This window comes from Marisediminicola sp. LYQ85 (assembly GCF_046600695.1).
In the GTDB taxonomy this organism is placed as follows: Bacteria; Actinomycetota; Actinomycetes; order Actinomycetales; family Microbacteriaceae; genus Marisediminicola.
In genome coordinates this window covers 1,395,851-1,414,682 of sequence record NZ_JBKIWO010000001.1, presented here as the reverse complement: position 1 = coordinate 1,414,682, position 18,832 = coordinate 1,395,851, and the positions used below count along the sequence as shown (strand labels likewise).

Annotated in this window: 18 protein-coding genes and 1 tRNA gene; 12 read left to right on the top strand and 7 right to left on the bottom strand. The window is 69.0% G+C overall.

Going from position 1 to position 18,832, the window contains the following annotated elements; all coding sequences use genetic code 11:
• Positions 1–98 precede the first annotated feature (98 nt).
• Genes ACLHG5_RS06660 through ACLHG5_RS06650 form a run of 3 tightly spaced genes read left to right on the top strand, consistent with a single transcriptional unit; the run spans position 99 to position 3,423 of the window.
• Positions 99–1,592 (top strand): ATP-binding cassette domain-containing protein, encoded by a 1,494-nt coding sequence (locus ACLHG5_RS06660; protein WP_411318197.1) that lies wholly within the window; start codon positions 99–101, stop codon positions 1,590–1,592.
• Positions 1,568–3,139 (top strand): ABC transporter permease, encoded by a 1,572-nt coding sequence (locus tag ACLHG5_RS06655; RefSeq protein ID WP_411318196.1) that lies wholly within the window; start codon positions 1,568–1,570, stop codon positions 3,137–3,139. Before ACLHG5_RS06660 ends, ACLHG5_RS06655 begins: the two co-directional genes overlap by 25 nt.
• A gap of 23 nt (positions 3,140–3,162) precedes the next feature.
• Entirely contained in the window at positions 3,163–3,423 is a 261-nt protein-coding gene (locus tag ACLHG5_RS06650; protein WP_411314958.1) for a DUF3039 domain-containing protein, read from the top strand.
• Here the strand turns inward: ACLHG5_RS06650 and ACLHG5_RS06645 are convergent.
• Both ACLHG5_RS06645 and ACLHG5_RS06640 read right to left on the bottom strand, forming a co-directional pair.
• Positions 3,413–4,720, bottom strand: coding sequence for a nicotinate phosphoribosyltransferase (locus ACLHG5_RS06645; RefSeq protein WP_411318195.1), 1,308 nt, complete (start codon positions 4,718–4,720; stop codon positions 3,413–3,415). The genes ACLHG5_RS06650 and ACLHG5_RS06645 overlap by 11 nt on opposite strands.
• A 40-nt stretch (positions 4,721–4,760) precedes the next feature.
• Positions 4,761–5,990: an ice-binding family protein gene (locus tag ACLHG5_RS06640; RefSeq protein WP_411318194.1), complete on the bottom strand. Its 1,230-nt coding sequence runs from the start codon at positions 5,988–5,990 to the stop codon at positions 4,761–4,763.
• Positions 5,991–6,297: 307 nt separating this feature from the next.
• On the opposite strand from ACLHG5_RS06640, the gene ACLHG5_RS06635 reads away from it, so the two are divergent.
• From ACLHG5_RS06635 to ACLHG5_RS06600, 8 genes are all read left to right on the top strand, one after another.
• The gene (locus ACLHG5_RS06635) at positions 6,298–7,779 is read left to right on the top strand and encodes a cryptochrome/photolyase family protein (RefSeq protein WP_411318193.1); all 1,482 of its coding nucleotides are present in this window, start codon (positions 6,298–6,300) and stop codon (positions 7,777–7,779) included.
• Between the two features lie 11 nt (positions 7,780–7,790).
• Positions 7,791–8,630: a glutamate racemase gene (gene murI, locus ACLHG5_RS06630; RefSeq protein WP_411318192.1), complete on the top strand. Its 840-nt coding sequence runs from the start codon at positions 7,791–7,793 to the stop codon at positions 8,628–8,630.
• Positions 8,627–9,358 carry a ribonuclease PH gene (gene rph / locus ACLHG5_RS06625; RefSeq protein WP_411314963.1) on the top strand — a complete coding sequence of 244 codons (732 nt, stop codon included), beginning with the start codon at positions 8,627–8,629 and terminating at the stop codon, positions 9,356–9,358. Before murI ends, rph begins: the two co-directional genes overlap by 4 nt.
• On the top strand, positions 9,355–9,939 hold the full coding sequence (rdgB, locus tag ACLHG5_RS06620) for an RdgB/HAM1 family non-canonical purine NTP pyrophosphatase (protein WP_411318191.1): 585 nt from the start codon (positions 9,355–9,357) through the stop codon (positions 9,937–9,939). Before rph ends, rdgB begins: the two co-directional genes overlap by 4 nt.
• Before the next feature lie 9 nt (positions 9,940–9,948).
• Positions 9,949–11,187 carry an Nramp family divalent metal transporter gene (locus ACLHG5_RS06615; RefSeq protein ID WP_411318190.1) on the top strand — a complete coding sequence of 413 codons (1,239 nt, stop codon included), beginning with the start codon at positions 9,949–9,951 and terminating at the stop codon, positions 11,185–11,187.
• Positions 11,188–11,191: 4 nt separating this feature from the next.
• Complete coding sequence (locus ACLHG5_RS06610) at positions 11,192–11,914, top strand: metal-dependent transcriptional regulator (protein WP_411314966.1); 723 nt, start codon at positions 11,192–11,194, stop codon at positions 11,912–11,914.
• Positions 11,915–11,933: 19 nt separating this feature from the next.
• Entirely contained in the window at positions 11,934–12,479 is a 546-nt protein-coding gene (locus ACLHG5_RS06605) for a HEAT repeat domain-containing protein (RefSeq protein ID WP_411318189.1), read from the top strand.
• A gap of 92 nt (positions 12,480–12,571) precedes the next feature.
• Complete coding sequence (locus ACLHG5_RS06600; protein WP_411314968.1) at positions 12,572–13,264, top strand: SDR family NAD(P)-dependent oxidoreductase; 693 nt, start codon at positions 12,572–12,574, stop codon at positions 13,262–13,264.
• Between the two features lie 66 nt (positions 13,265–13,330).
• Here the strand turns inward: ACLHG5_RS06600 and ACLHG5_RS06595 are convergent.
• Both ACLHG5_RS06595 and ACLHG5_RS06590 read right to left on the bottom strand, forming a co-directional pair.
• Positions 13,331–13,412 (bottom strand) — tRNA-Leu (locus ACLHG5_RS06595).
• Positions 13,413–13,425: 13 nt separating this feature from the next.
• A complete protein-coding gene (locus tag ACLHG5_RS06590; RefSeq protein ID WP_411314969.1) occupies positions 13,426–14,481 on the bottom strand; it encodes a DUF368 domain-containing protein in 1,056 nt (351 codons plus the stop codon).
• Positions 14,482–14,622: 141 nt separating this feature from the next.
• Between ACLHG5_RS06590 and ACLHG5_RS06585 the strand changes: the two genes are divergently transcribed.
• Positions 14,623–16,299, top strand: a complete 1,677-nt coding sequence (locus tag ACLHG5_RS06585; RefSeq protein WP_411318188.1) for a dipeptide ABC transporter ATP-binding protein — start codon at positions 14,623–14,625, stop codon at positions 16,297–16,299.
• Positions 16,300–16,315: 16 nt separating this feature from the next.
• Here ACLHG5_RS06585 and ACLHG5_RS06580 read toward each other — a convergent pair whose 3' ends face one another.
• Genes ACLHG5_RS06580 through ACLHG5_RS06570 form a run of 3 tightly spaced genes read right to left on the bottom strand, consistent with a single transcriptional unit; the run spans position 16,316 to position 18,787 of the window.
• Positions 16,316–16,795, bottom strand: coding sequence for a glutathione peroxidase (locus ACLHG5_RS06580; RefSeq protein WP_411314971.1), 480 nt, complete (start codon positions 16,793–16,795; stop codon positions 16,316–16,318).
• Positions 16,796–16,838: 43 nt separating this feature from the next.
• Positions 16,839–17,786 carry an ABC transporter permease gene (locus ACLHG5_RS06575; protein ID WP_411314972.1) on the bottom strand — a complete coding sequence of 316 codons (948 nt, stop codon included), beginning with the start codon at positions 17,784–17,786 and terminating at the stop codon, positions 16,839–16,841.
• On the bottom strand, positions 17,783–18,787 hold the full coding sequence (locus ACLHG5_RS06570) for an ABC transporter permease (RefSeq protein WP_411314973.1): 1,005 nt from the start codon (positions 18,785–18,787) through the stop codon (positions 17,783–17,785). Before ACLHG5_RS06570 ends, ACLHG5_RS06575 begins: the two co-directional genes overlap by 4 nt.
• Between the last annotated feature and the right edge of the window lie 45 nt (positions 18,788–18,832).

Here is an 18,832-nt window from a genome sequence, read left to right as displayed (position 1 = left end):
GCAAACCCGCCTCGCCGAAGCCCGCCTCCAGGAAGCCCGCCTCGTCGAAGCCTGCGGTCACGGCGGCAGAGCCGGCCTCAGTCGACGCTGTCGCCGACGTGACCGAGTCGACGATCGAGACCGAGTCGTCGATCGAGAGCGACCCGTCGATCGAGACTCTTCAGTCCGCCGAGAGCGTTCCCGCACGCGACGAGTCCGTCGACTCGGCGGAACCCGCGGAGGCTGCCTCCGGCGCCCCCGGCGCGAGCTCGAGCGGTGCTCCGTCGAAAGCGGCGGCAGTCGTCGCCGATTCCACGATCGCCGCACCGCGCCCGCCCCGGGAGCGCACCCCGCGAGCCCGCCCGGCGTCGAGCGCCGGTCGCCGACCCGACGCGGCCACCCACGAATCGGCCATCGACCAATCGGTCACCGAGGAAGCGGTCATCGACGAATCGGTGACCGACGAATCGGCTACCGACGAATCGACTACCGACGAGTCGGCCACCGACGAAACCGCCGCCGATCACACCGTCATCGAAGAACCGTCCGTTGACGAAACGGATGCCCCTGACCTGCCCGAGGTGGAGGCCGACGCGGCGGGCACCCTCCGGGCCGAGACGCCGACGACCGAGAGCGGGTGGAAGTCGACGAGCGCGCGCTTGCGGGCGATCGCCAATGACGCGGCCCAAGCGGCCGCTGCAGCGCGGGAGCGCCGCGCCGAGGCCCGCTCCGCCGCCGAACAGTCGGCCGCCACGGTGCCCGCCCTCGTTTCCGATGCCGGCTCTGACTCCCGCGTCGACGTCGAGGGCGACCGACACACCGGCACCGACGACGAAACGCACCACGACTCGTCGCGCGTCGTGCTCGAGATCCGCGGACTCGAGAAGCGCTTCGGTGACACCGTGGCCATCACGGGCGTCGACCTCGAGATCCGGCCGGGAACGATCTTCGGGCTCGTCGGGCCGAACGGCGCGGGCAAGACCACGACCCTGTCGATGATCACGGGGCTGCTTCGCCCCGATCGCGGTTCGATCAGCGTCGATGGGGCGGATGTCTGGGCGGACCCCGCTGCGGCCAAGCGCTCGATGGGCGTGCTGCCCGACCGCCTGAGGCTCTTCGATCGACTGACCGGGGCCCAGCTCCTGCACTACGCGGGCACACTGCGCGGGCTCAAGCGCGCAACGGTCTCCGCGCGCTCGGCCGACCTCGCTCAAGCGTTCGGTCTGGAGGAGGCGCTTCCGCGGCTCGTCTCCGACTACTCGGCGGGCATGACCAAGAAGATCGCCCTCGCGAGCGCGATGATCCACGCACCCAAGATCCTCATCCTCGACGAGCCGTTCGAGACCATCGACCCCGTGTCGGCGGCGAACATCGTCGAGATCCTGCAGAAGTACGCCGCGGCCGGCGGCACCGTCGTGATGTCGAGTCACGGGATGGACCTCATCGAGCGCATCTGCGACGCGGTCGCCATCGTCGTGCGGGGAGAGATGCTCGCGAGCGGCCCCATGAACGAGGTGCGAGGAGGACTGTCGCTCGAGGAGCGCTTCATCGCTCTCGCCGGTGGGCGCAAGGCGGCGGAAGGCATGGAGTGGTTGCACAACTTCTCGGACTGAGGGTCAGTCTCCTGCTCAACTCGTTCCGTCGGCCGCCCGGCCAAGTGCTCGGTGTTCTGCTCGCATCGGCGTTCGCCGTCGCCGCGACGATCGTCGCGATGACCGGGCTCGCGTCCCTGCGCGACACCGAGATCGCCGCAGCGGAGCCCCTCGTTCTCGCTCTCGGCGTCGTCGTCGTCGTGGCGTCCATTCTCGCACCGCTCGCTTTCGGCGTCGACGACGTTCTCGACCCTCGGCGCTTCGCCCTCTTCGGCGTGCGGACGACGCGGCTCTCGGGCATCGTGCTCGTCGCTTCGCTCGTCGGACTCCCGGGTCTCGCGATCATCGGAGTCGCCGCAGCGCAAGTCGTCACGTGGTCGCGGTCGCCGGGATCGACCATCGTCGCTCTCGTCTCCGCGGCGCTCATCATCGCCACGTGCATCCTCCTGGCACGCATCACGACAGCGCTCGGATCGTTTTTGTTCTCGTCGCGGCGCTCGCGGGAGGTGCTCGGGCTCGCCACCATCATCGTGCTCGTCGCGGCCGCGCCCGCGATCGCCCTCCTCGCGACCGTCGACTGGGATTCCGCGGGGCTCGAGGTCGTCACGACCGTGACCGACCGTCTGGCGTCGACCCCGCTCGCCGCCGCGTGGGCCGCGCCCGCTGCCGCTGCGGCGGGCGACACTGGCGAGGCGACCTCGCGGCTCGCTATCGCGATCGGCACCGTCGTCGTGCTCGCGATCCTCTGGAGGCTCCTCGTCGGAGCGATGCTCACGACGACCCACCGCGAGAGCGACCCGTCGCGTGAGCGCGGACTGGGATGGTTCGGGCGCCTGCCCGCGACACCGCTCGCGGTCGTCGTCGCGCGAAGCCTCACCTACTGGATTCGGGACCCGCGCTATCGCGTGCAGCTCGTGATCGTGCCGATCGTGCCGATGCTCATGATCCCGGTGCTTCTCATCGGGGGCGTCTACTGGCAGAACCTCGCCCTGCTCCCGCTCCCGGTCATGTGCCTCTTTCTGTCGTGGTGCGTGCACAACGACATCGCGCACGACAACACCGCCGTGTGGTTGCACGTCGCCTCGAACACGTCGGGCCTCGTCGACCGGCTCGGCCGCGTCATCCCCGTGCTGCTCGTGGGAGTGCCGCTCATCGCGGTCGGTGCGCCCGTGTCGGTGTGGCTCTACGGAGACCCGACAGCGCTGCCCTCGATGATCGGGGTGTGCGTGAGCATCCTGTTCGGTGGCCTCGGTATCGCGAGTGTGCTGTCGGTCGTGCGTGCCTACCCCGCGGTGCGCCCGGGAGACAGCCCCTTCTCACAGCCCCAAGACGGTGGCGGCGCCGCGCTGTTCTCCCAGTCGATCGCGTTCTTCCTCACGATCGCCATCTCGGCGCCCGCGATCGTGTGGGGGCTCTACGGACTCGACGAGCACGGCTCGTTGCCGCTCACGGCACTCTTCGCGGGCGTCACGGCGGGGCTCGTCGTCTTCGTCGTCGGAACGGCGATCGGGGCGCGAGTGTTCGACAGCCGGGGTCCCGAGCTGCTCACGTTCACCGAGCGCAACTGATGTTCGGTCGGTACGATCGGACCATGGCCAGTGACAACCCCGCAGGTGGCGGAACCGACACCCTCGATCGCGAACTCGAAGAGCTCCTCAACCAGGAACAGCTCGAAGACGGCGACCACGAACGCTTCTCGCACTACGTGCAGAAAGACAAGATCCTCAAGTCGGCGATGAGCGGCAAGCCCGTGATCGCGCTGTGCGGCAAAGTGTGGCTTCCGGGGCGCGACCCGCAGAAGTTCCCCGTGTGCCCCACGTGCAAAGAGATCTACGAGAAGCTCAAGAAGTGACGTAGACCGTCGGTAGGGCTGGCTCGCCTCGACTCAGTCTCAGCGCGTCTGCCGGCAGCTCGGCGATGGCGGATGCACGGTGCTGTCGAGCGAGAGCGGTTCCGTCGGCGCCCCGGTAGCGGGAGTCGATGACACCGTTCTCGATGAGGGGAACGATCAGGGATCGCTCGAGCTCCGTCGACACCTGATGCGGGTCGTCGGCGCCGACTCGGATCGTCTCGCTCGTCGCAACGCCGTCGTGGAGTGATCGCACGGGCCACTTCCGCCCTCCGACACTGGCTTTCGCGACGGACTTCTTCGCGACCGACACCCAGTCGCCGTCGGCGTCGAGCCGGGCCACGAGCTTGTAGACGAGGCCGGCAGCGGGGTGACCCGATCCGGTGACCACCGCGGTTCCGACTCCGAACGAGTCGACGGGAGACGCGCCGAGAGCGGCGATCGCGTATTCGTCGAGGTCGTTGGTGACGGTGATCTTCGTCGACGTCGCACCGCGAGCGTCGAGTTGGCGACGTACGGCGGCGACCTGACCCGGCAGATCGCCGCTGTCGATGCGCACGGCGCCCAACTCAGGACCCGCGACATCCACGGCGAGGTCGACGGCCCGCGTGACGTCGTAGGTGTCGACGAGGAGTGTCGTTCCCGGCCCGAGCGCCGCCACCTGTGCCCGGAAGGCCTGCTCCTCGGTCTCGTGGAGGAGGGTGAAGGAGTGCGCCGCCGTTCCCATGGTCGGCACCCCCCACGAGCGCCCCGCCTCGAGGTTGCTCGTGGCCCCGAACCCGGCGATGTAGGCCGCGCGAGCGGCAGCGACACCCCCCTGCTCGGTCGCGCGCCGCGAACCCATCTCGGCGAGCGGGCGGCTGTGTGCCGCGCCGACCATGCGCGCGGCGGCGCTCGCGACGGCGGTGTCGTAGTTGAGCACGCTCAGCACGAGGGTCTCGAGGATCACCGCTTCGGCGAAGCCCCCCTCGATGATGAGGAGAGGCGAGCCGGGGAAGTAGACCTCGCCCTCGCGGTACCCCCGGATGGAGCCGCCGAATCGGTAGTCGGCGAGCCAGTCGAGGGTGGCCGGCGCCACGACCTGCTCATCGCGCAGCCACGACAGCTCGGCATCGGTGAAGCGGAACCGCTCGATGAGGTCGAGCAGTCTCCCGGTGCCCGCGACGATGCCGTAGCGGCGCCCGTCGGGCAACCGCCGGGCGAACACCTCGAATACGCACGGCCTATCGTGCGTGCCCCCGAGGATGGCCGCATCGATCATCGTGAGCTCGTAGCGGTCGGTGAGAAGCGCGCTCGTCATGGGTCGAGCCTAATCAGCCGCGGAACGCCGACCGCCGTGTCTAGTCCGTCAGGCCGCGTCGTCGAGCGATGACGGAGGCGACGGTCAGCATCGCTCCCATCAGAAGCACTCCGGCGCCGATGGCGCCGAGCTGCGTGTCGGCTCCGGTGTTGGCCAAGAGGGCGCCGTTCGGGCCGGTCACCGTGCCGGGAATCTCGTCGGTACCTCCACCGGTTCCGGCATCTCCTCCGTCGGTGCCGTCGCCGCCTCCGTCGGTGCCGTCGCCGCCTCCGCCGGTGCCGTCGCCGCCTCCGCCGGTGCCGTCTCCGTCGCCGCCACCGCCGGTGCCGTCGCCGTCCTCGGGTGCCTCGGCCGTGACGATGGTCACATCGACGGTCGTGGGTGTGTCAAAACCGTTGTCGGCTTCGACCGTGAACTCCACGGTGCCCGGGGTCGTCGGGGTGCCGGAGAGCTCGCCGGTCGTCTCGTCGAGTTCCAGCCCGGCGGGGAGCTCGCCGTCGACGACCGAGTAGGTCGCGTCGGGCGTGCTCGTCGTGTCGAAGGTGTAGCTGTACGGCGTGCCCTCGGTCGCGGGCGGAGGCGTCGCGTCGGTGAAGACCGGCGCTGTCGTGATGACGGGGGAGGTTCCCTCCGCGCATCCCTCGGGAACGGTGATGTCGTTGTTGATGAGTGTCACGGCGGCGTCGGCCGAGAGCAACCGGCCCTCGACCGAGGTGTCGTCTCCGAGGGTGATCTCGGCGCGGGCCATGACCGTTCCGGTGAAGTCGACGCCCTCGCCGAAGGTCGCGGCGCTGTCGACCTGCCAGAAGACGTTGCACGCCGATGCGCCCCCGGTGAGGATGATCTCCGCTCCGGCTCCCACGGTGAGGCTGCTCGACGAACGGAAGACCCAGATCGACTCCGCGGTGCCGGCGAGTGTGACCGCCGCGCCGGCGTCGATGAGCAACTCGCCGCCGCCGCCGCCGTCGTAGACGCCGGGTGTCAGCGACAGTCCGGAGATGTTGGGACCGATGTCCGCGGTCGGGGTGAGGCTTTCGGCGTCGGTGATGGCCGCGTCGAGGTTGGTCTGAGCGGTGGTCGTGATCTCACCGGTCGGCTGGATGACTCCACCCGCGGAGGTCGATCCCGCGGGAGCCCCCTCGAATCCGGTGATGGATGTCCCGGGAGCGACGCCGACGTCGCCGGCGACGACGGTGGGCCCGGTGTTGGTGATCTCGGAACTCGCGAGAACACCGAAATCTTCGGCTCCGCCGAGATCGATCGGACCCAAGAGAATGACAGCCGCTGACGCGGAACTCGCCGTCCCCAGCGCGAGAGCCACCCCGAGGATTCCTGCAGCGCCGATAGTGGCGATCCTGCGAGACGTGCTCCGTTGGATTGTTTTTTCGGTCGTTTGTGCAAACACAGTTTCCCCCTGCTTATGCGGAGGGGTGTGCGCGTCGCTCAGCGAGCGGGCCGTCGACCTCGTCCCCTGATTCATATCAGTAGTTGGCCGGATTAGCGAGCGTGTACAGGATCTCCGCGGCGAGCGGCCATCGCGGGAGTCGATGACAGGGGCACGGGCTAGCCTTCGGCTCATGGAGCGCACACGCTGGATCTTCTCCGGGCAACTCGGCGAGGAGTTCGACGACGGGGGGCGGGTTCTGCTCATCGAGGCGAGGTCGGTGATGCGCCGGGCGCCCCTCCACCGGGCGAAAGCTCACCTCATCCTCTCCGCCATCCGTCATCGCGCGCGGGAGCTCGGTGATCGGGCCGAGTTCCACCAGGTCGACACGTATCGCGAGATCGTCGAGGGTCGAGACGACCTCGAGGTCATCGACCCGACCTCCCACGGCGCTCGTCGCTTCGTGCGACGGCACGGCATCGCGGTGCTTCAGAGCCGGGGCTTCATCACGAGCGAAACCGACTTCACCGAGTGGGCGGATTCCCGCGGGGGCAAGAGGCTGCTCATGGAGGACTACTACCGGGTCGCTCGAGAGCGCACCGGGATCCTCATGGAGGGCGACACGCCCGTCGGCGGAAAGTGGAACTACGACCACGACAACCGCGCCTCTCCTCCGAAGGGCGCCGTGAGCCTCGGCTTGCCCGAACCGTGGTGGCCCGAAGAAGACGACATCGACGCCGAGGTGCGTGCCGATCTCGACCGGTGGGCTGCCGCGGGGGAGGTCACGCTCGTCGGAGACGACGGCCCCCGGCGATTCGCCGTCACGCCGACCGAAGCACGGGCTGCCCTCGCCGACTTCATCGAGTCGCGCCTGGGCGACTTCGGCCCCTTTGAAGACGCCATGCTCGCGGGCGATTGGACGATGGCGCACTCGCTCTTGAGCGTGCCCATGAATCTCGGTGTTCTGAGCCCGCGCGAGGTCATCGACGCTGTCGAAGCCGAGCACGCCGCGGGGCGTGCGCCCATCGCGAGTGTCGAGGGTGTCGTGCGCCAGATCATGGGCTGGCGAGACTGGGTGTGGCATCTCTACTGGCGGCTCGGACCCGACTACGTCACCTCCAACAACGCTCTCGCGGCCACGACTCCCATTCCGCAGGAGATGCTCGAGCTCGATGCCGCGGCGATCGAAGCGCGGTGTCTCAGTGAGTCGATCGACGGGGTGCGGCGGCACGGGTGGGCGCACCACATCCAGCGACTCATGGTCATCGGCAACTGGTCGTTGCAGAGGGGGTATGACCCCGCTCAACTCAACGACTGGTTCATCAGGATGTTCGTCGACGGCACGCCGTGGGTGATGCCGGCCAACGTCGTGGGGATGTCGCAGCACGCCGATGGCGGCATCGTCGCGACCAAGCCCTACGCCTCGGGCGGGGCGTACATCGCGAAGATGAGCGACTACTGCGGAGGCTGTCGCTTCGACCCCAAGGTGCGACTGGGGCCCACAGCGTGCCCGTTCACCGCGGGCTACTGGGCTTTCCTCGATCGCACCGAGTCGCGATTGCAGGGCAACCACAGGATGGCGCAACCGCTCGCGGGACTCCGCCGTCTGAGTGATCGCGAAGCGGTCGTGGAGCAGGAGCGCCGCCGCGTCGGTTTCGGAACGGTAGACGACTAAACTCGACCCTCGTGAGCGACGCACCGATAGGCATCTTCGATTCGGGGGTCGGCGGTCTCACGGTCGCGCGGGCCATCATCGACCAGTTGCCTGGCGAGTCCGTTCTGTATGTGGGCGACACCGCGCATTCGCCGTACGGCCCCAAGCCCATCGCGCTCGTGAGGGAGTACACCCTCGCCGTGCTCGACGACCTCGTCGAACGCGGCGTCAAGATGATCGTGATCGCGTGCAACACGGCGTCTGCCGCCACGCTCCGCGACGCGCGCGAGCGCTACACGCAGCAACTCGGCATCCCGGTCGTCGAGGTAATCCAACCCGCCGTGCGCGCCGCCGTCGTGCAGTCGCGCGTCGGGCGCATCGGCGTCATCGGCACGACGGGCACGATCATGAGTCGCGCATACGACGACGCATTCGCTGCCGCCCCTCACCTCTCGGTGCACTCGCGCGCGTGCCCGCGATTCGTCGAGTTCGTCGAAGCGGGGATCACGAGCGGCCCCGAGCTCTTCGACGTCGCCGAGGAGTACCTCGCGCCCCTCAAAGCCGAGGGGATCGACACGCTCGTTCTCGGGTGCACGCACTATCCGCTGCTCGCGGGCGCCATCCGCTACGTCATGGGGCCGGGAGTCACGCTCGTGTCGAGCGCCGACGAGACGGCGGCGGACGTCTACCGCACCCTCGTGCAGCACGGGATCGAGCGCGCCGACCCCGCCCCACCGACCTACGAGTTCGACGCGACGGGCAAGAGCAAGATCGAGTTCACGCGGCTCGCCCGCCGTTTTCTCGGCCCCGAGGTGTCGACGGTCGAACTCGTCGAGACCGGAACCATCCCGCTACCAGAGAGACACACATGACCGACACCCAGAGAATCGATGGTCGCACTCTCGACCAGTTGCGCCCCGTCACGATCGAGCGCGGCTGGAGCGATCAAGCGGAAGGCTCCGCGCTCATCTCGTTCGGCCGCACCAAGGTGCTGTGCACCGCGTCGTTCACCAACGGGGTTCCGCGGTGGATGTCCGGCAAGGGCAAGGGGTGGGTCACGGCCGAATACTCGATGCTTCCGCGCTCGACGAACGACCGCATGGACCGCGAATCGGTCAAGGGAAAGATCGGGGGGCGCACGCACGAGATCTCCCGCCTCATCGGTCGTTCGCTTCGTGCCGTCGTCGACATGAAGTCGCTCGGAGAGAACACCATCGTCATCGACTGCGACGTGTTGCAAGCCGACGGGGGAACCCGCACCGCGGCCATCACGGGGGCCTACGTCGCTCTCGCCGAAGCGCTCGAGTGGGGGCGCTCGAAGAAGTTCATCGGGCAGAACGCGAAGCCTCTCATCGACAGCGTCGCGGCCGTGTCGGTCGGCATCGTTGGGGGAGAGCCCATGCTGGATCTCGCCTACACCGAGGATGTGCGCGCCGAAACCGACATGAACGTCGTCGCGACCGGGCGCGGTCTCTTCGTCGAGGTGCAGGGCACCGCCGAGGGGGCCCCGTTCGATCGCCGCGAACTCGATGCCCTCCTCGATCTCGCCCTCGGAGGCACGGCCGATCTCACGCGCTTGCAGACCGAGTCGCTCGCGTGACCCGGGTCGTTCTCGCGACACACAACGCGCACAAGGTCGACGAACTCCGCGCGATCCTCGAAGACGCTCTCGCGGGCATCGAGCTCGTCGGATACGACGGCCCGGAGCCCGTCGAAGACGGGGCGACCTTCGCCGAGAACGCCCTCATCAAGGCGAGAGCGGCCGCCGCCCACACGGGGCTCGCGGCCCTCGCCGACGACTCCGGCATCAGCGTTGACGCGCTCGACGGTGCTCCGGGCATCCACTCGGCCCGCTTCGCGGGAACGCGAGACGACGCCGACAATCGCGCCCTGCTACTCGAGCGGCTCGAGGGGGTCAGCGACCGTTCGGCCCGGTTCGTGTGCGCCGCGGCCTTCGTGGCGCCCTCGGGCTTCGAGCACGTCGAGGTCGGGGAGTGGCCCGGCGCGGTGCTGCGCGAGGCGAGGGGCGCGGGCGGGTTCGGCTACGACCCGATCTTCGCGCCGGCCGGCTCGACCAAGTCGGCAGCCGAGCTCACGAGCGACGAGAAGAACGCCGTGAGTCATCGGACTCTCGCGTTCTCCGCCCTCATGCCGGTGGTTCGGGAGCGCGCCTCCGCGTAGTCTTTCGGCATGCCGAAAACGGATGTCGTCAAGCGCCGAAATTCGGTGCGTCGCGCCGTGCTCCTCGGGCCCGCGCTCGTCGCCGCGGTCGCCTACGTCGACCCCGGCAATGTCGCCGCGAATCTCACGGGAGGCGCCCGATACGGATACCTCCTCGTGTGGGTGCTCGTCGTCGCGAACCTCATGGCCGCTCTCGTGCAGTACCAATCGGCAAAGCTCGGCATCGTCACGGGCAAATCGATGCCCCAATTGCTCGGTGCGAGGCTCGGCACGAAGTCGCGGCGCGCGTTCTGGGCGCAAGCCGAACTCATCGCGATCGCGACCGACGTCGCGGAGGTCATCGGCGGCGCGATCGCCCTGTACCTCCTGTTCGACATCCCCCTCGTCGTAGGCGGGGTGATCGTGGGGGTCATCTCGATGGTCATCCTGTCGAGCCAGAACCGCCTCGGCCAGCGCACGTTCGAGTCGGTCATCATCGCGTTCCTCGCGATCATCGCCGTGGGGTTCCTCTCGGGTCTCCTCATCAACCCGCCGGACGGCGGAAGCATCGTCGGCGGGCTCGTGCCGCGCTTCGAGGGAACGGGGTCCGTTCTGCTCGCGGCCAGCATGCTCGGCGCCACGGTCATGCCCCACGCGATCTACGTGCACTCGGCACTCGCGCGTGACCGTCACGGTCACGCCACGACGACAGTCGAGCGCGCGAGTCTGCTGCGTGCAACGAAATGGGATGTCGGCATCGCCCTCGCGATCGCCGGAATCGTGAACCTCGGCATGCTCCTTCTCGCCGCCGCCAACCTGCAGGGTGTCGAGGGCACCGACTCGATCGAGGGAGCGCACGCCGCGATCGACGACGCCCTCGGCGCGGGGATGGCCCTCGTCTTCGCGATCGGGCTGCTCGCATCCGGACTCGCGTCGACGGCGGTCGGGAGCTACGCGGGAGCGACGATCATGGAGGGGCTCTTTCTCAAGCGCGTTCCGCTGTTGCTCCGGCGCGGCTTCACGATGCTCCCGGCGCTGCTCATCCTCGCGATCGGGTTCGACCCGACGACGGCCCTCGTGCTCAGCCAGGTGGTGCTGAGCTTCGGCATCCCCTTCGCGCTCGTGCCCCTGTGGCGGCTCACGAACGATCGCCGGCTCATGGGGGAGCAGGCCAACCCGCCGGCGGTGAAGGCGGCGCTCGGAATCGTCGTCGCCCTCGTCGTGACTCTCAACGTGGCACTCATCGTGCTGACCGTGACAGGGGTGTGACGAGGTGACCGACCGCACTCCGCCCGCGGGCGCACCCCGCCGCGGTCTCGGCCACGCCGCCGAGGACTACCTCAAGGCCATCCACGCCCACACCGAGTGGCAGAGCGTGCCGATCACGACCACGAGTCTCGCCGCGAGCCTGTCTCTCGCCCCATCGACGGCCACCGAGATGGTCAAGAAGCTCGCCGCGGCGGGTCTCGTGACCCACGTGCGGTACGGCGCCGTGTCGCTCACTCCCGAGGGGTCGGCGCTCGCGCTCGCGATGACGCGTCGGCACCGTCTCATCGAGACCTGGCTCGTCGAGTCGTTCGGCTACACGTGGGACGAAGTGCACGACGAGGCAGACGTTCTCGAACACGCCGTGAGCGACCGGTTGCTCGACGCGATCGCGCAGCAGCTCGGCGACCCCGTGCGCGACCCCCACGGCGACCCGATCCCGACTCGCTCGGGGGAGATCGTCATCCCCGACGCAGTGTCGCTCGGCGATCTCGCCGACGGGAGTTCCGGGGTCGTCGTGCGCATCCGCGACCGTGACCCCGAACTGCTGCGCTATCTCGCGGCCGAGGGGGTGAGCGTCGACGCGCGGGTCACGGTCGAGCAGAGAAGACCGTTCGGGGGAGCGCTCGTCGTGAGGGTGACCCCGGCCGGGGGTGGTCCGGAAACCGTGATCGATCTGGGCGCCGAGGCCACGGCGTCGTGCTGGGTCGCGGTCGACGGGCGCGCGTGACGCGGTAGCGTTGACGGCCATGACCTCCGACACCCTCCCCGACCCCCTCGCGATCCTCGACGACCCGATCGGAACGCGATTCACCAAGGTCGCCGCCGTCATCGGCCCCGACGCCGTCGTGGAGCGAGCCCTCGCCCTTCTCGCGGGGGCGAATGCGGGAGAGGACTTCCTGCTCTACGCGGGAGGCAAGCACGCGAAGGGCGTGCTCGAGGGCGCACCGGCGCTCTACTGGCCCGAGGTGTGGGGAGCTCGCGCCCTGCTCTACGTGTGGAACGACACGGCCGTGGACGCCGTCATCGCCGGACTCACAAACGAGGCCTGGCGTGTGCGCGAAATGTGCGCTCGAGTCGCCGCCGAGCGCGGTGTCGAGGCGCCGGATCACCTCCGCGCTCTCCTCACCGACGATGTCGCGCGAGTCCGTGCCGTGGCAGCCGAAGCTCTCGCCGCGACCGGAGGCAGCGCCGACCTCGACGCCGTGCACGCTCTCGTGAAAGACGGCGACCTCGAGGTGCGCAAGCGTGCCGGAGCGGCGTCGCGATCGATGCGCGCTCGCCTCGGCGGCTGACCGCAGACAGTTCGCTGTCAGGCGATCGAGTATCCGCTGTGAACGCTCGCCTTCTCGACGAGCCACCGCGAGTGCGCTCCTAGGCTGGCGGCATGACTCGACTCGATGGTGCCGTGATTCTCGTGACCGGAGCGACGGGCGGACTCGGCTCCCGCGTCTCCACAAGACTGACGGATGCCGGCGCCACCGTCGTTCGCGCCGCACGACGCCCGGCGAGCCTCACGGGCGACGACGCGATGACCGCCGACCTGCGGGCCCCCGGCGCGCCCGCGGCGCTCGTCGCCGCGACGCTCGAGCGCCACGGACGACTCGACGGTCTCGTCGTCGCGGCGGGAGTGGTGGCCTTCGGCCCGGCTGCCGACCTCGAGGACGCGACGATCGACGAACTCTTCGAGACGAATGCTCTCGGGCCGATGAGACTCATCCGAGACGCCATGCCCGCGCTCGCCGCATCCGCGGCCGAGGGGCGCGAGCCGTTCGTGCTCACGCTCAGCGGCATCGTCGCTGACACCCCCACGGCGGGCCTCGCGGCCTACTCGGCCTCGAAAGCCGCGCTCGCGGCCTTCACCACCGCGGCATCCCGGGAGTTCCGGCGCCAGGGTGTGCGACTCGTCGACGCGCGACCGGGGCACACCGAGACGGGTCTCGCGACGCGGCCCATCGAAGGCACCGCTCCCGCCTTTCCGACCGGATACGACCCCGACGCCGTCGCGGAACGCGTCGTCCGCGCGATCGCCGACGGGGAGAAAGACCTCCCCGACTCGGCGTTCGCGCCAGCCGGCTGACCCGCGGCACAGCCGGTCGACACGGCCACGAGGCGACTCCGTGGCGGTGTGGTCAGTGACGGTGGGTGCGGGAGAAGGGACTTGAACCCTCACGCCTTGCGGCACAGGAACCTAAATCCTGCGTGTATACCAATTTCACCACTCCCGCGAGCGGCTCAAGCCTAACGGCGGCCGCGCTCGTCGGACGGGCCGACGGTGCCGTCGTCGACCGGCTGGGCGTCGGCATCCGGCTCGGGGTCGGTCACGCTGTCGGCCGACGCGAGGCGCCGCTTCACGAGGGTGTTCTCGATGACGATGAGCACGGCGACGACGGCTATGCCGACGAGGAAGAGCAGCACGGCCGTGGTGACGTCGTCACCGGGGGCCTGCAACTCGTTCTCCTCCGACTGCCACGGCCACAGGGCACGGAGCGAACCGACCATGAGTCCGGTCATGATCACGAGGGTGATGCGATGCCGGTGGGCGAGCAACCACTGCAGGCCCGAGACGAAGACCCCGAGACCGAGGGCCGCGCCGACGACGAACACGCCCAGGTAGACGAAGTCGCGATCGTTGACGGCCGCGAGGGTCGGGGCGTACATGCCGACGGTGAGCAGCAGGAACGATCCGGACACTCCCGGGAGCACGAGGGCGCACACGGCGAACGCTGCCGCGATGGCGACGACGATGAGGGAGGGGTCGGCCTCGGCGGCCGGCGGGATGCCCGTGAGGAAGAAGGTCGCGACGGCCGCGACGGTCGCGATGAGGATCTCGCGGATGTGCCAGAACCCTCCGACCATGCGGATGGGCACGATGAGCGACGCCGCGATGAGGCCGGCGAAGACGGCTTTGGTCTGCACGGGATTCGACTCGAGGAGGGGAGCGAGAAGGCTCGCACCCACGACGATCGCCGCGAGCATCCCGACACCGATGGGGAGCACGACCGACCAGCGCACCGAACGGAAGTGCGCTGACGCGCGAGACAGGCCACGGCCGCGCACGCCGTCGGCCACGAGGAGGGCGACACCGCGGGCGAGGTGACCCGCGCCGTCGATGAGGGCCTCGTAGACGCCGACGATGAGCGCGATCGTTCCCCCGCTCACGCCCGGAACGATCTCGGCGGCACCGATGAGGGCGCCGCGGATGGCATCGAACAGCACGCGGACGACACGGCTCGAACCGGTGCCGCCCGAATCGGTCGAGACAGTCGAAGCGGGGGTGGGGCGTGACGAACTCATGAGGCCTTTCGGACCGGCGAGGGGTGATCGTGAATGATACCAAGACCCCGCGGTCGAGACCGCGGACCCCGTGCCGTTAACGCTGCGTAACGAGTGCGGGAATGGTCACCCGCGCGGCGCCCGAGCCGACAGAATGGACGGATGGTCACGACGCCGAAACCACTCCTGCACGTGCGCGATCTGACGATCGGCTTCCGGACGCCCGGGGGCCTCGTCGAAGCGGTCAAGGGAGTCGACCTCGATGTCGCCCAGGGCGAGACCGTGGCGATCGTCGGAGAATCGGGATCGGGCAAGTCGACGACGGCGATGGCGATCATCGGACTCCTCGCCGGCAACGGCGACGTGACGCGCGGGAGCATCCAGTTCGACGGCACCGAGCTCGTCGGTCTGCCCGAGTCGAAGATGCGGTCCGTGCGCGGCGCGTCGATCGGCCTCGTTCCCCAAGACCCCATGTCGAACCTCAACCCCGTGTCGAAGGTCGGCACTCAAGTGGCCGAAACCCTGAAAGCCCACAACATGGTCACGAGCTCGGGCCTCGAGGCCGGCGTCATCGCCGCGCTCGCCGCCGCCGGACTGCCCGACCCCGCGGCGACCGCGAAGCAATACCCCCACGAGCTCTCGGGGGGGATGCGCCAGCGCGCCCTCATCGCCATCGGACTCGCGTGCCGGCCGCGGCTGCTCATCGCCGACGAGCCGACGAGCGCCCTCGACGTGACGGTGCAGCGCACCATCCTCGACCAGATCGAGCGCATGACGAGCGAGTTCGGCACGAGCGTCGTTCTCATCACCCACGACCTCGGTCTCGCGGCCGAGCGCGCGAGCCGCGTCGTCGTGATGAACAAGGGCGAGGTGGTGGAGACCGGTGCGGCCGCAGACATCCTCTCCCGCCCGCAGCACGAGTACACCCGGAGGCTCGTGGCCGCGGCGCCGAGTGTCGCGATCGCGCGCGCGGTGCCGGTGCACCGCGATGTCGTGGTCGAGGACCGCGGTGCGGCCCCCGCGACAGGCGGCACGGCAGCCGCGAATACCCCCGTGGACAACATCGTGGAGGTGCGCGACCTCACCAAGATCTACAAGCGCCGCGGCGGCCGCAGCGACTTCGTGGCTGTGGACAGCGTGAGCCTCGACATCCCGCGCGGCAAGACCGTGGCGATCGTGGGGGAGTCGGGGTCGGGCAAGACCACGACCGCCCGCATGATCCTGCGGGCCATCGAGCCGACGAGCGGGAGCATCCTGTTCGACGGCGACGACGTCTCGGCGATGGATTCCGCGGCGCTGCGGTCGTTCCGCGAGAACGTGCAGCCCGTGTTCCAAGACCCGTACTCGTCGCTCAATCCGTCGTTCTCAGTGCAGCGCATCATCGAGGAGCCGCTCTCGGTCTACGGGCGCGGGTCGGCCAAGGAGCGTCGCGCGCGTGTGCTCGAGCTGCTCGACCAGGTGTCCCTCCCGACGAGCACAGCCGGCCGCTACCCCTCGCAATTGAGTGGCGGGCAGCGCCAGAGGGTCGCGATCGCGCGCGCTCTCGCGCTCAAACCGCGACTCATCGTGTGCGACGAGCCCGTGTCGGCTCTCGACGTGCTCGTGCAGGCGCAGATCCTCGACCTCCTCGCCGACCTGCAGAGGGAGCTCGGTTTGAGCTACCTCTTCATCAGCCACGACCTCGCCGTCGTGCGTCTCATCAGCGACACCGTGTGCGTCATGCAGAACGGGTCGATCGTCGAGGCTGCTCCGAGCGAGCAGATCTTCGAGAGCGCACAGCACCCCTACACGCAGCAGTTGCTCGCATCCATTCCGGGTGCGGCGCTCGACGTCGCCTGACCGCCACTGCGCGGCGTCAGGCGAGCGCGCCCTCGATGAGCGCGACGATCGCGGGGTCGTCGGGCTCGACGGTGCTGCGAAAGCGGTGAACGGCACCGTCGGGCATCACGACGAACTTCTCGAAGTTCCACAGCACGGGGCCCGCGAGACCGTGCGAGTCCTTGGTCTTCTTCAACTCGCTGTAGAGCGGATGTTTGCTGCGACCGTTGACCTTCGTCTTCTCGAACATCGGAAACGTGACACCCCACGTGGCCGAGCAGTATTCGCCGATCGCGTCGGAGTCGCGCAGCTCTTGCGCGAACTGGTTGCTCGGAAACCCGAGCACCGTGAAGCCCCGGTCGCCGTAGCGGCGCTGGAGCGCCTCGAGCTTCTCGTATTGCGGCGCGAGCCCGCATCGCGAGGCGACGTTGACGACGAGCACGATCGACCCGCTGTAGCGGCCGAAGGTCTCGGGGGTTCCGTCGAGGCGGGTGAGCGGGATGTCGGCGAGGGTCATGGCGTCAGGGTACGCCCGCCGACATCCCGTCGGCTGGGGGCGGTTATCTCGTGCCCGCCGTGGGGTCGAGGGCTTCGCGGAGCGATTCGCCGAGCAGCGTGAACCCGAGGGCCGTGATGGCGATGCAGAGGCCCGGCAGGAACGCGAGGTGCGGGGCGATCGCGAGCTCGTTCTGCGCGTAGGTGAGCATGCGGCCCCACTCCGCGGTCTCGGGGCGACCGCCGCCGAGGCCCAGGAACGAGAGTGCCGCCGCCTCGATCACGGCGGTCGCGAGGCTCAGCGTGCCCTGCACGATGACGGGGCCGAGACTGTTGGGGAGCACGTGGGTGAGGCTGATGGCGCTCTTGCCGAGGCCGAGGGTACGCGCCGCGAGCACGTATTCCTTGTTCTGCTGAGCGAGCATCGACGAGCGCAGCAAGCGCGCGAAGATCGGCACTTGCGAGACACCGATCGCGATCATGATGGCGGCGGGGTTCTGCCCGAGGATCGCCGCGATGCTCACGGCGAGCAGGAGGTTGGGCACCGAGAGCAGGATGTCGACGAACCTCATGATGACGTTGTCGACCCAGCCGCCGAAGGTTCCCGCGACCCAGCCGATGAGCATGCCCCCGGCGAGACCGAGAGCGGTGGAGATGAGCCCGATGAGGAGCGACGCTTGGGCGCCCCAGATGAGCTTGCTCAGCACGTCGCCGCCGAAGCGGTCGATGCCGAGGGGGAAGAGCGGGTTCTCGCCGATACCGGGCAGGTTCGTCGGCGTCACCTCGCGCTGACCGGGCAGCGCGGTGCCGGGGTAGGGCGCGAGGAGCGGGGCGAGCACGGCGATGAGCACGAAGACGAGCACGACGATCGCGCCCGCAATCGCTTGCGGGTTGCGTCGCAAGCGTCGCCACGCGTCGCGCCACAGGCTCGAGCCGTCGAGCTCGGCCGAGGAGCCCGCGGGGCCCGGCTTGAGCGGTCCGCCGCCGGGGGCGGGGGGAATGTCGTTGGTCATTGAACACGCACCCTGGGGTCGATGATGCTGTAGCTGATGTCGACGATCAGGTTGATCACGGCGTAGAGGATCGCGATGAAGAGGATGAACCCCTGCAGCACGGGGAAGTCGCGACGGAAGATCGCGTCGGCGAGAAAACTGCCGACGCCCGCGAAGGCGAACACGGTCTCGGTGAGCACTGCTCCGGAGATGAGGAGCCCGAGCTGGAGGCCGATGGTCGTGACGACGGGGAGCAGCGCGTTGCGCAAGACGAAGCGGTCGCGGATGAGGTTCGAGGCGAGCCCCTTCGCGCGAGCGGTGCGCACGTAGTCGGCACCCGCGACCTCGAGCACCGACGCGCGCGTGATGCGGGCGATGATGGCGAGCGGGATGGTTCCGAGCGCGATGCCGGGCAGCACGAGGTGCATGAGGGCGTCGGCCGAGGCATCGAGTTCTCCCGTGAGGAGGCCGTCGAGCACGGCGAAACCGGTGACGCTCGTGGCGTCGATGCGCGGGTCGAGCCGACCGTCGGGCGGGAACCAGCCGAGCTGTACGGCAAAGAAATATTTGAGGATGAAGGCGAGGAAGAACACCGGAACCGTGACCCCGATGAGGCTCACGACGACGGCGACGTGGTCGGGCGCTTTGCCGTAGTACTTGGCCGAGAGGTAGCCGAGCGGGATGCCGATGCCGATCGCGAAGATGAGGGCGACGACCGTCAGTTCGATCGTGGCCGGAAAACGGTTGGCGAACTCTTCGAGCACGGGGCGCCCGGTCTGGATCGACGACCCGAAGTCGCCGGAGATGAGCCGGCCGAGATAGGTGAAGTACTGCTCGAGCACGGGGCGGTCGAAGCCGTATGCCGCGTTGATCTCCGCGATGCGGTCGGGGGTGGCCCGTTCGCCGAGGAGGGCGGATGCAGGGCCTCCCGGGAGGGAGCGTACCCAGAGGAACAACAGAATCGAGAGACCGAGGAGGGTCGGCACGAGCAAGCCGACCCGCTTGGCGATGAGACGCAGCACGGGGTCCTTCCGGTCACAGGAAAAGCGGGGGCGGAACCGTGAGGT

Bases quoted from the DNA above. Each gene is read 5' to 3' on its own strand.
- ACLHG5_RS06615 (WP_411318190.1), top strand. From the start codon at position 9,949: ATGCCGAAAACGGATGTCGTCAAGCGCCGAAATTCGGTGCGTCGCGCC.
- ACLHG5_RS06580 (WP_411314971.1), bottom strand. From the start codon at position 16,795: ATGACCCTCGCCGACATCCCGCTCACCCGCCTCGACGGAACCCCCGAG.
- ACLHG5_RS06650 (WP_411314958.1), top strand. From the start codon at position 3,163: ATGGCCAGTGACAACCCCGCAGGTGGCGGAACCGACACCCTCGATCGC.
- rph (WP_411314963.1), top strand. From the start codon at position 8,627: ATGACCGACACCCAGAGAATCGATGGTCGCACTCTCGACCAGTTGCGC.
- ACLHG5_RS06585 (WP_411318188.1), top strand. From the start codon at position 14,623: ATGGTCACGACGCCGAAACCACTCCTGCACGTGCGCGATCTGACGATC.
- ACLHG5_RS06635 (WP_411318193.1), top strand. From the start codon at position 6,298: ATGGAGCGCACACGCTGGATCTTCTCCGGGCAACTCGGCGAGGAGTTC.
- ACLHG5_RS06590 (WP_411314969.1), bottom strand. From the start codon at position 14,481: ATGAGTTCGTCACGCCCCACCCCCGCTTCGACTGTCTCGACCGATTCG.
- ACLHG5_RS06605 (WP_411318189.1), top strand. From the start codon at position 11,934: ATGACCTCCGACACCCTCCCCGACCCCCTCGCGATCCTCGACGACCCG.
- ACLHG5_RS06600 (WP_411314968.1), top strand. From the start codon at position 12,572: ATGACTCGACTCGATGGTGCCGTGATTCTCGTGACCGGAGCGACGGGC.
- ACLHG5_RS06575 (WP_411314972.1), bottom strand. From the start codon at position 17,786: ATGACCAACGACATTCCCCCCGCCCCCGGCGGCGGACCGCTCAAGCCG.
- ACLHG5_RS06645 (WP_411318195.1), bottom strand. From the start codon at position 4,720: ATGACGAGCGCGCTTCTCACCGACCGCTACGAGCTCACGATGATCGAT.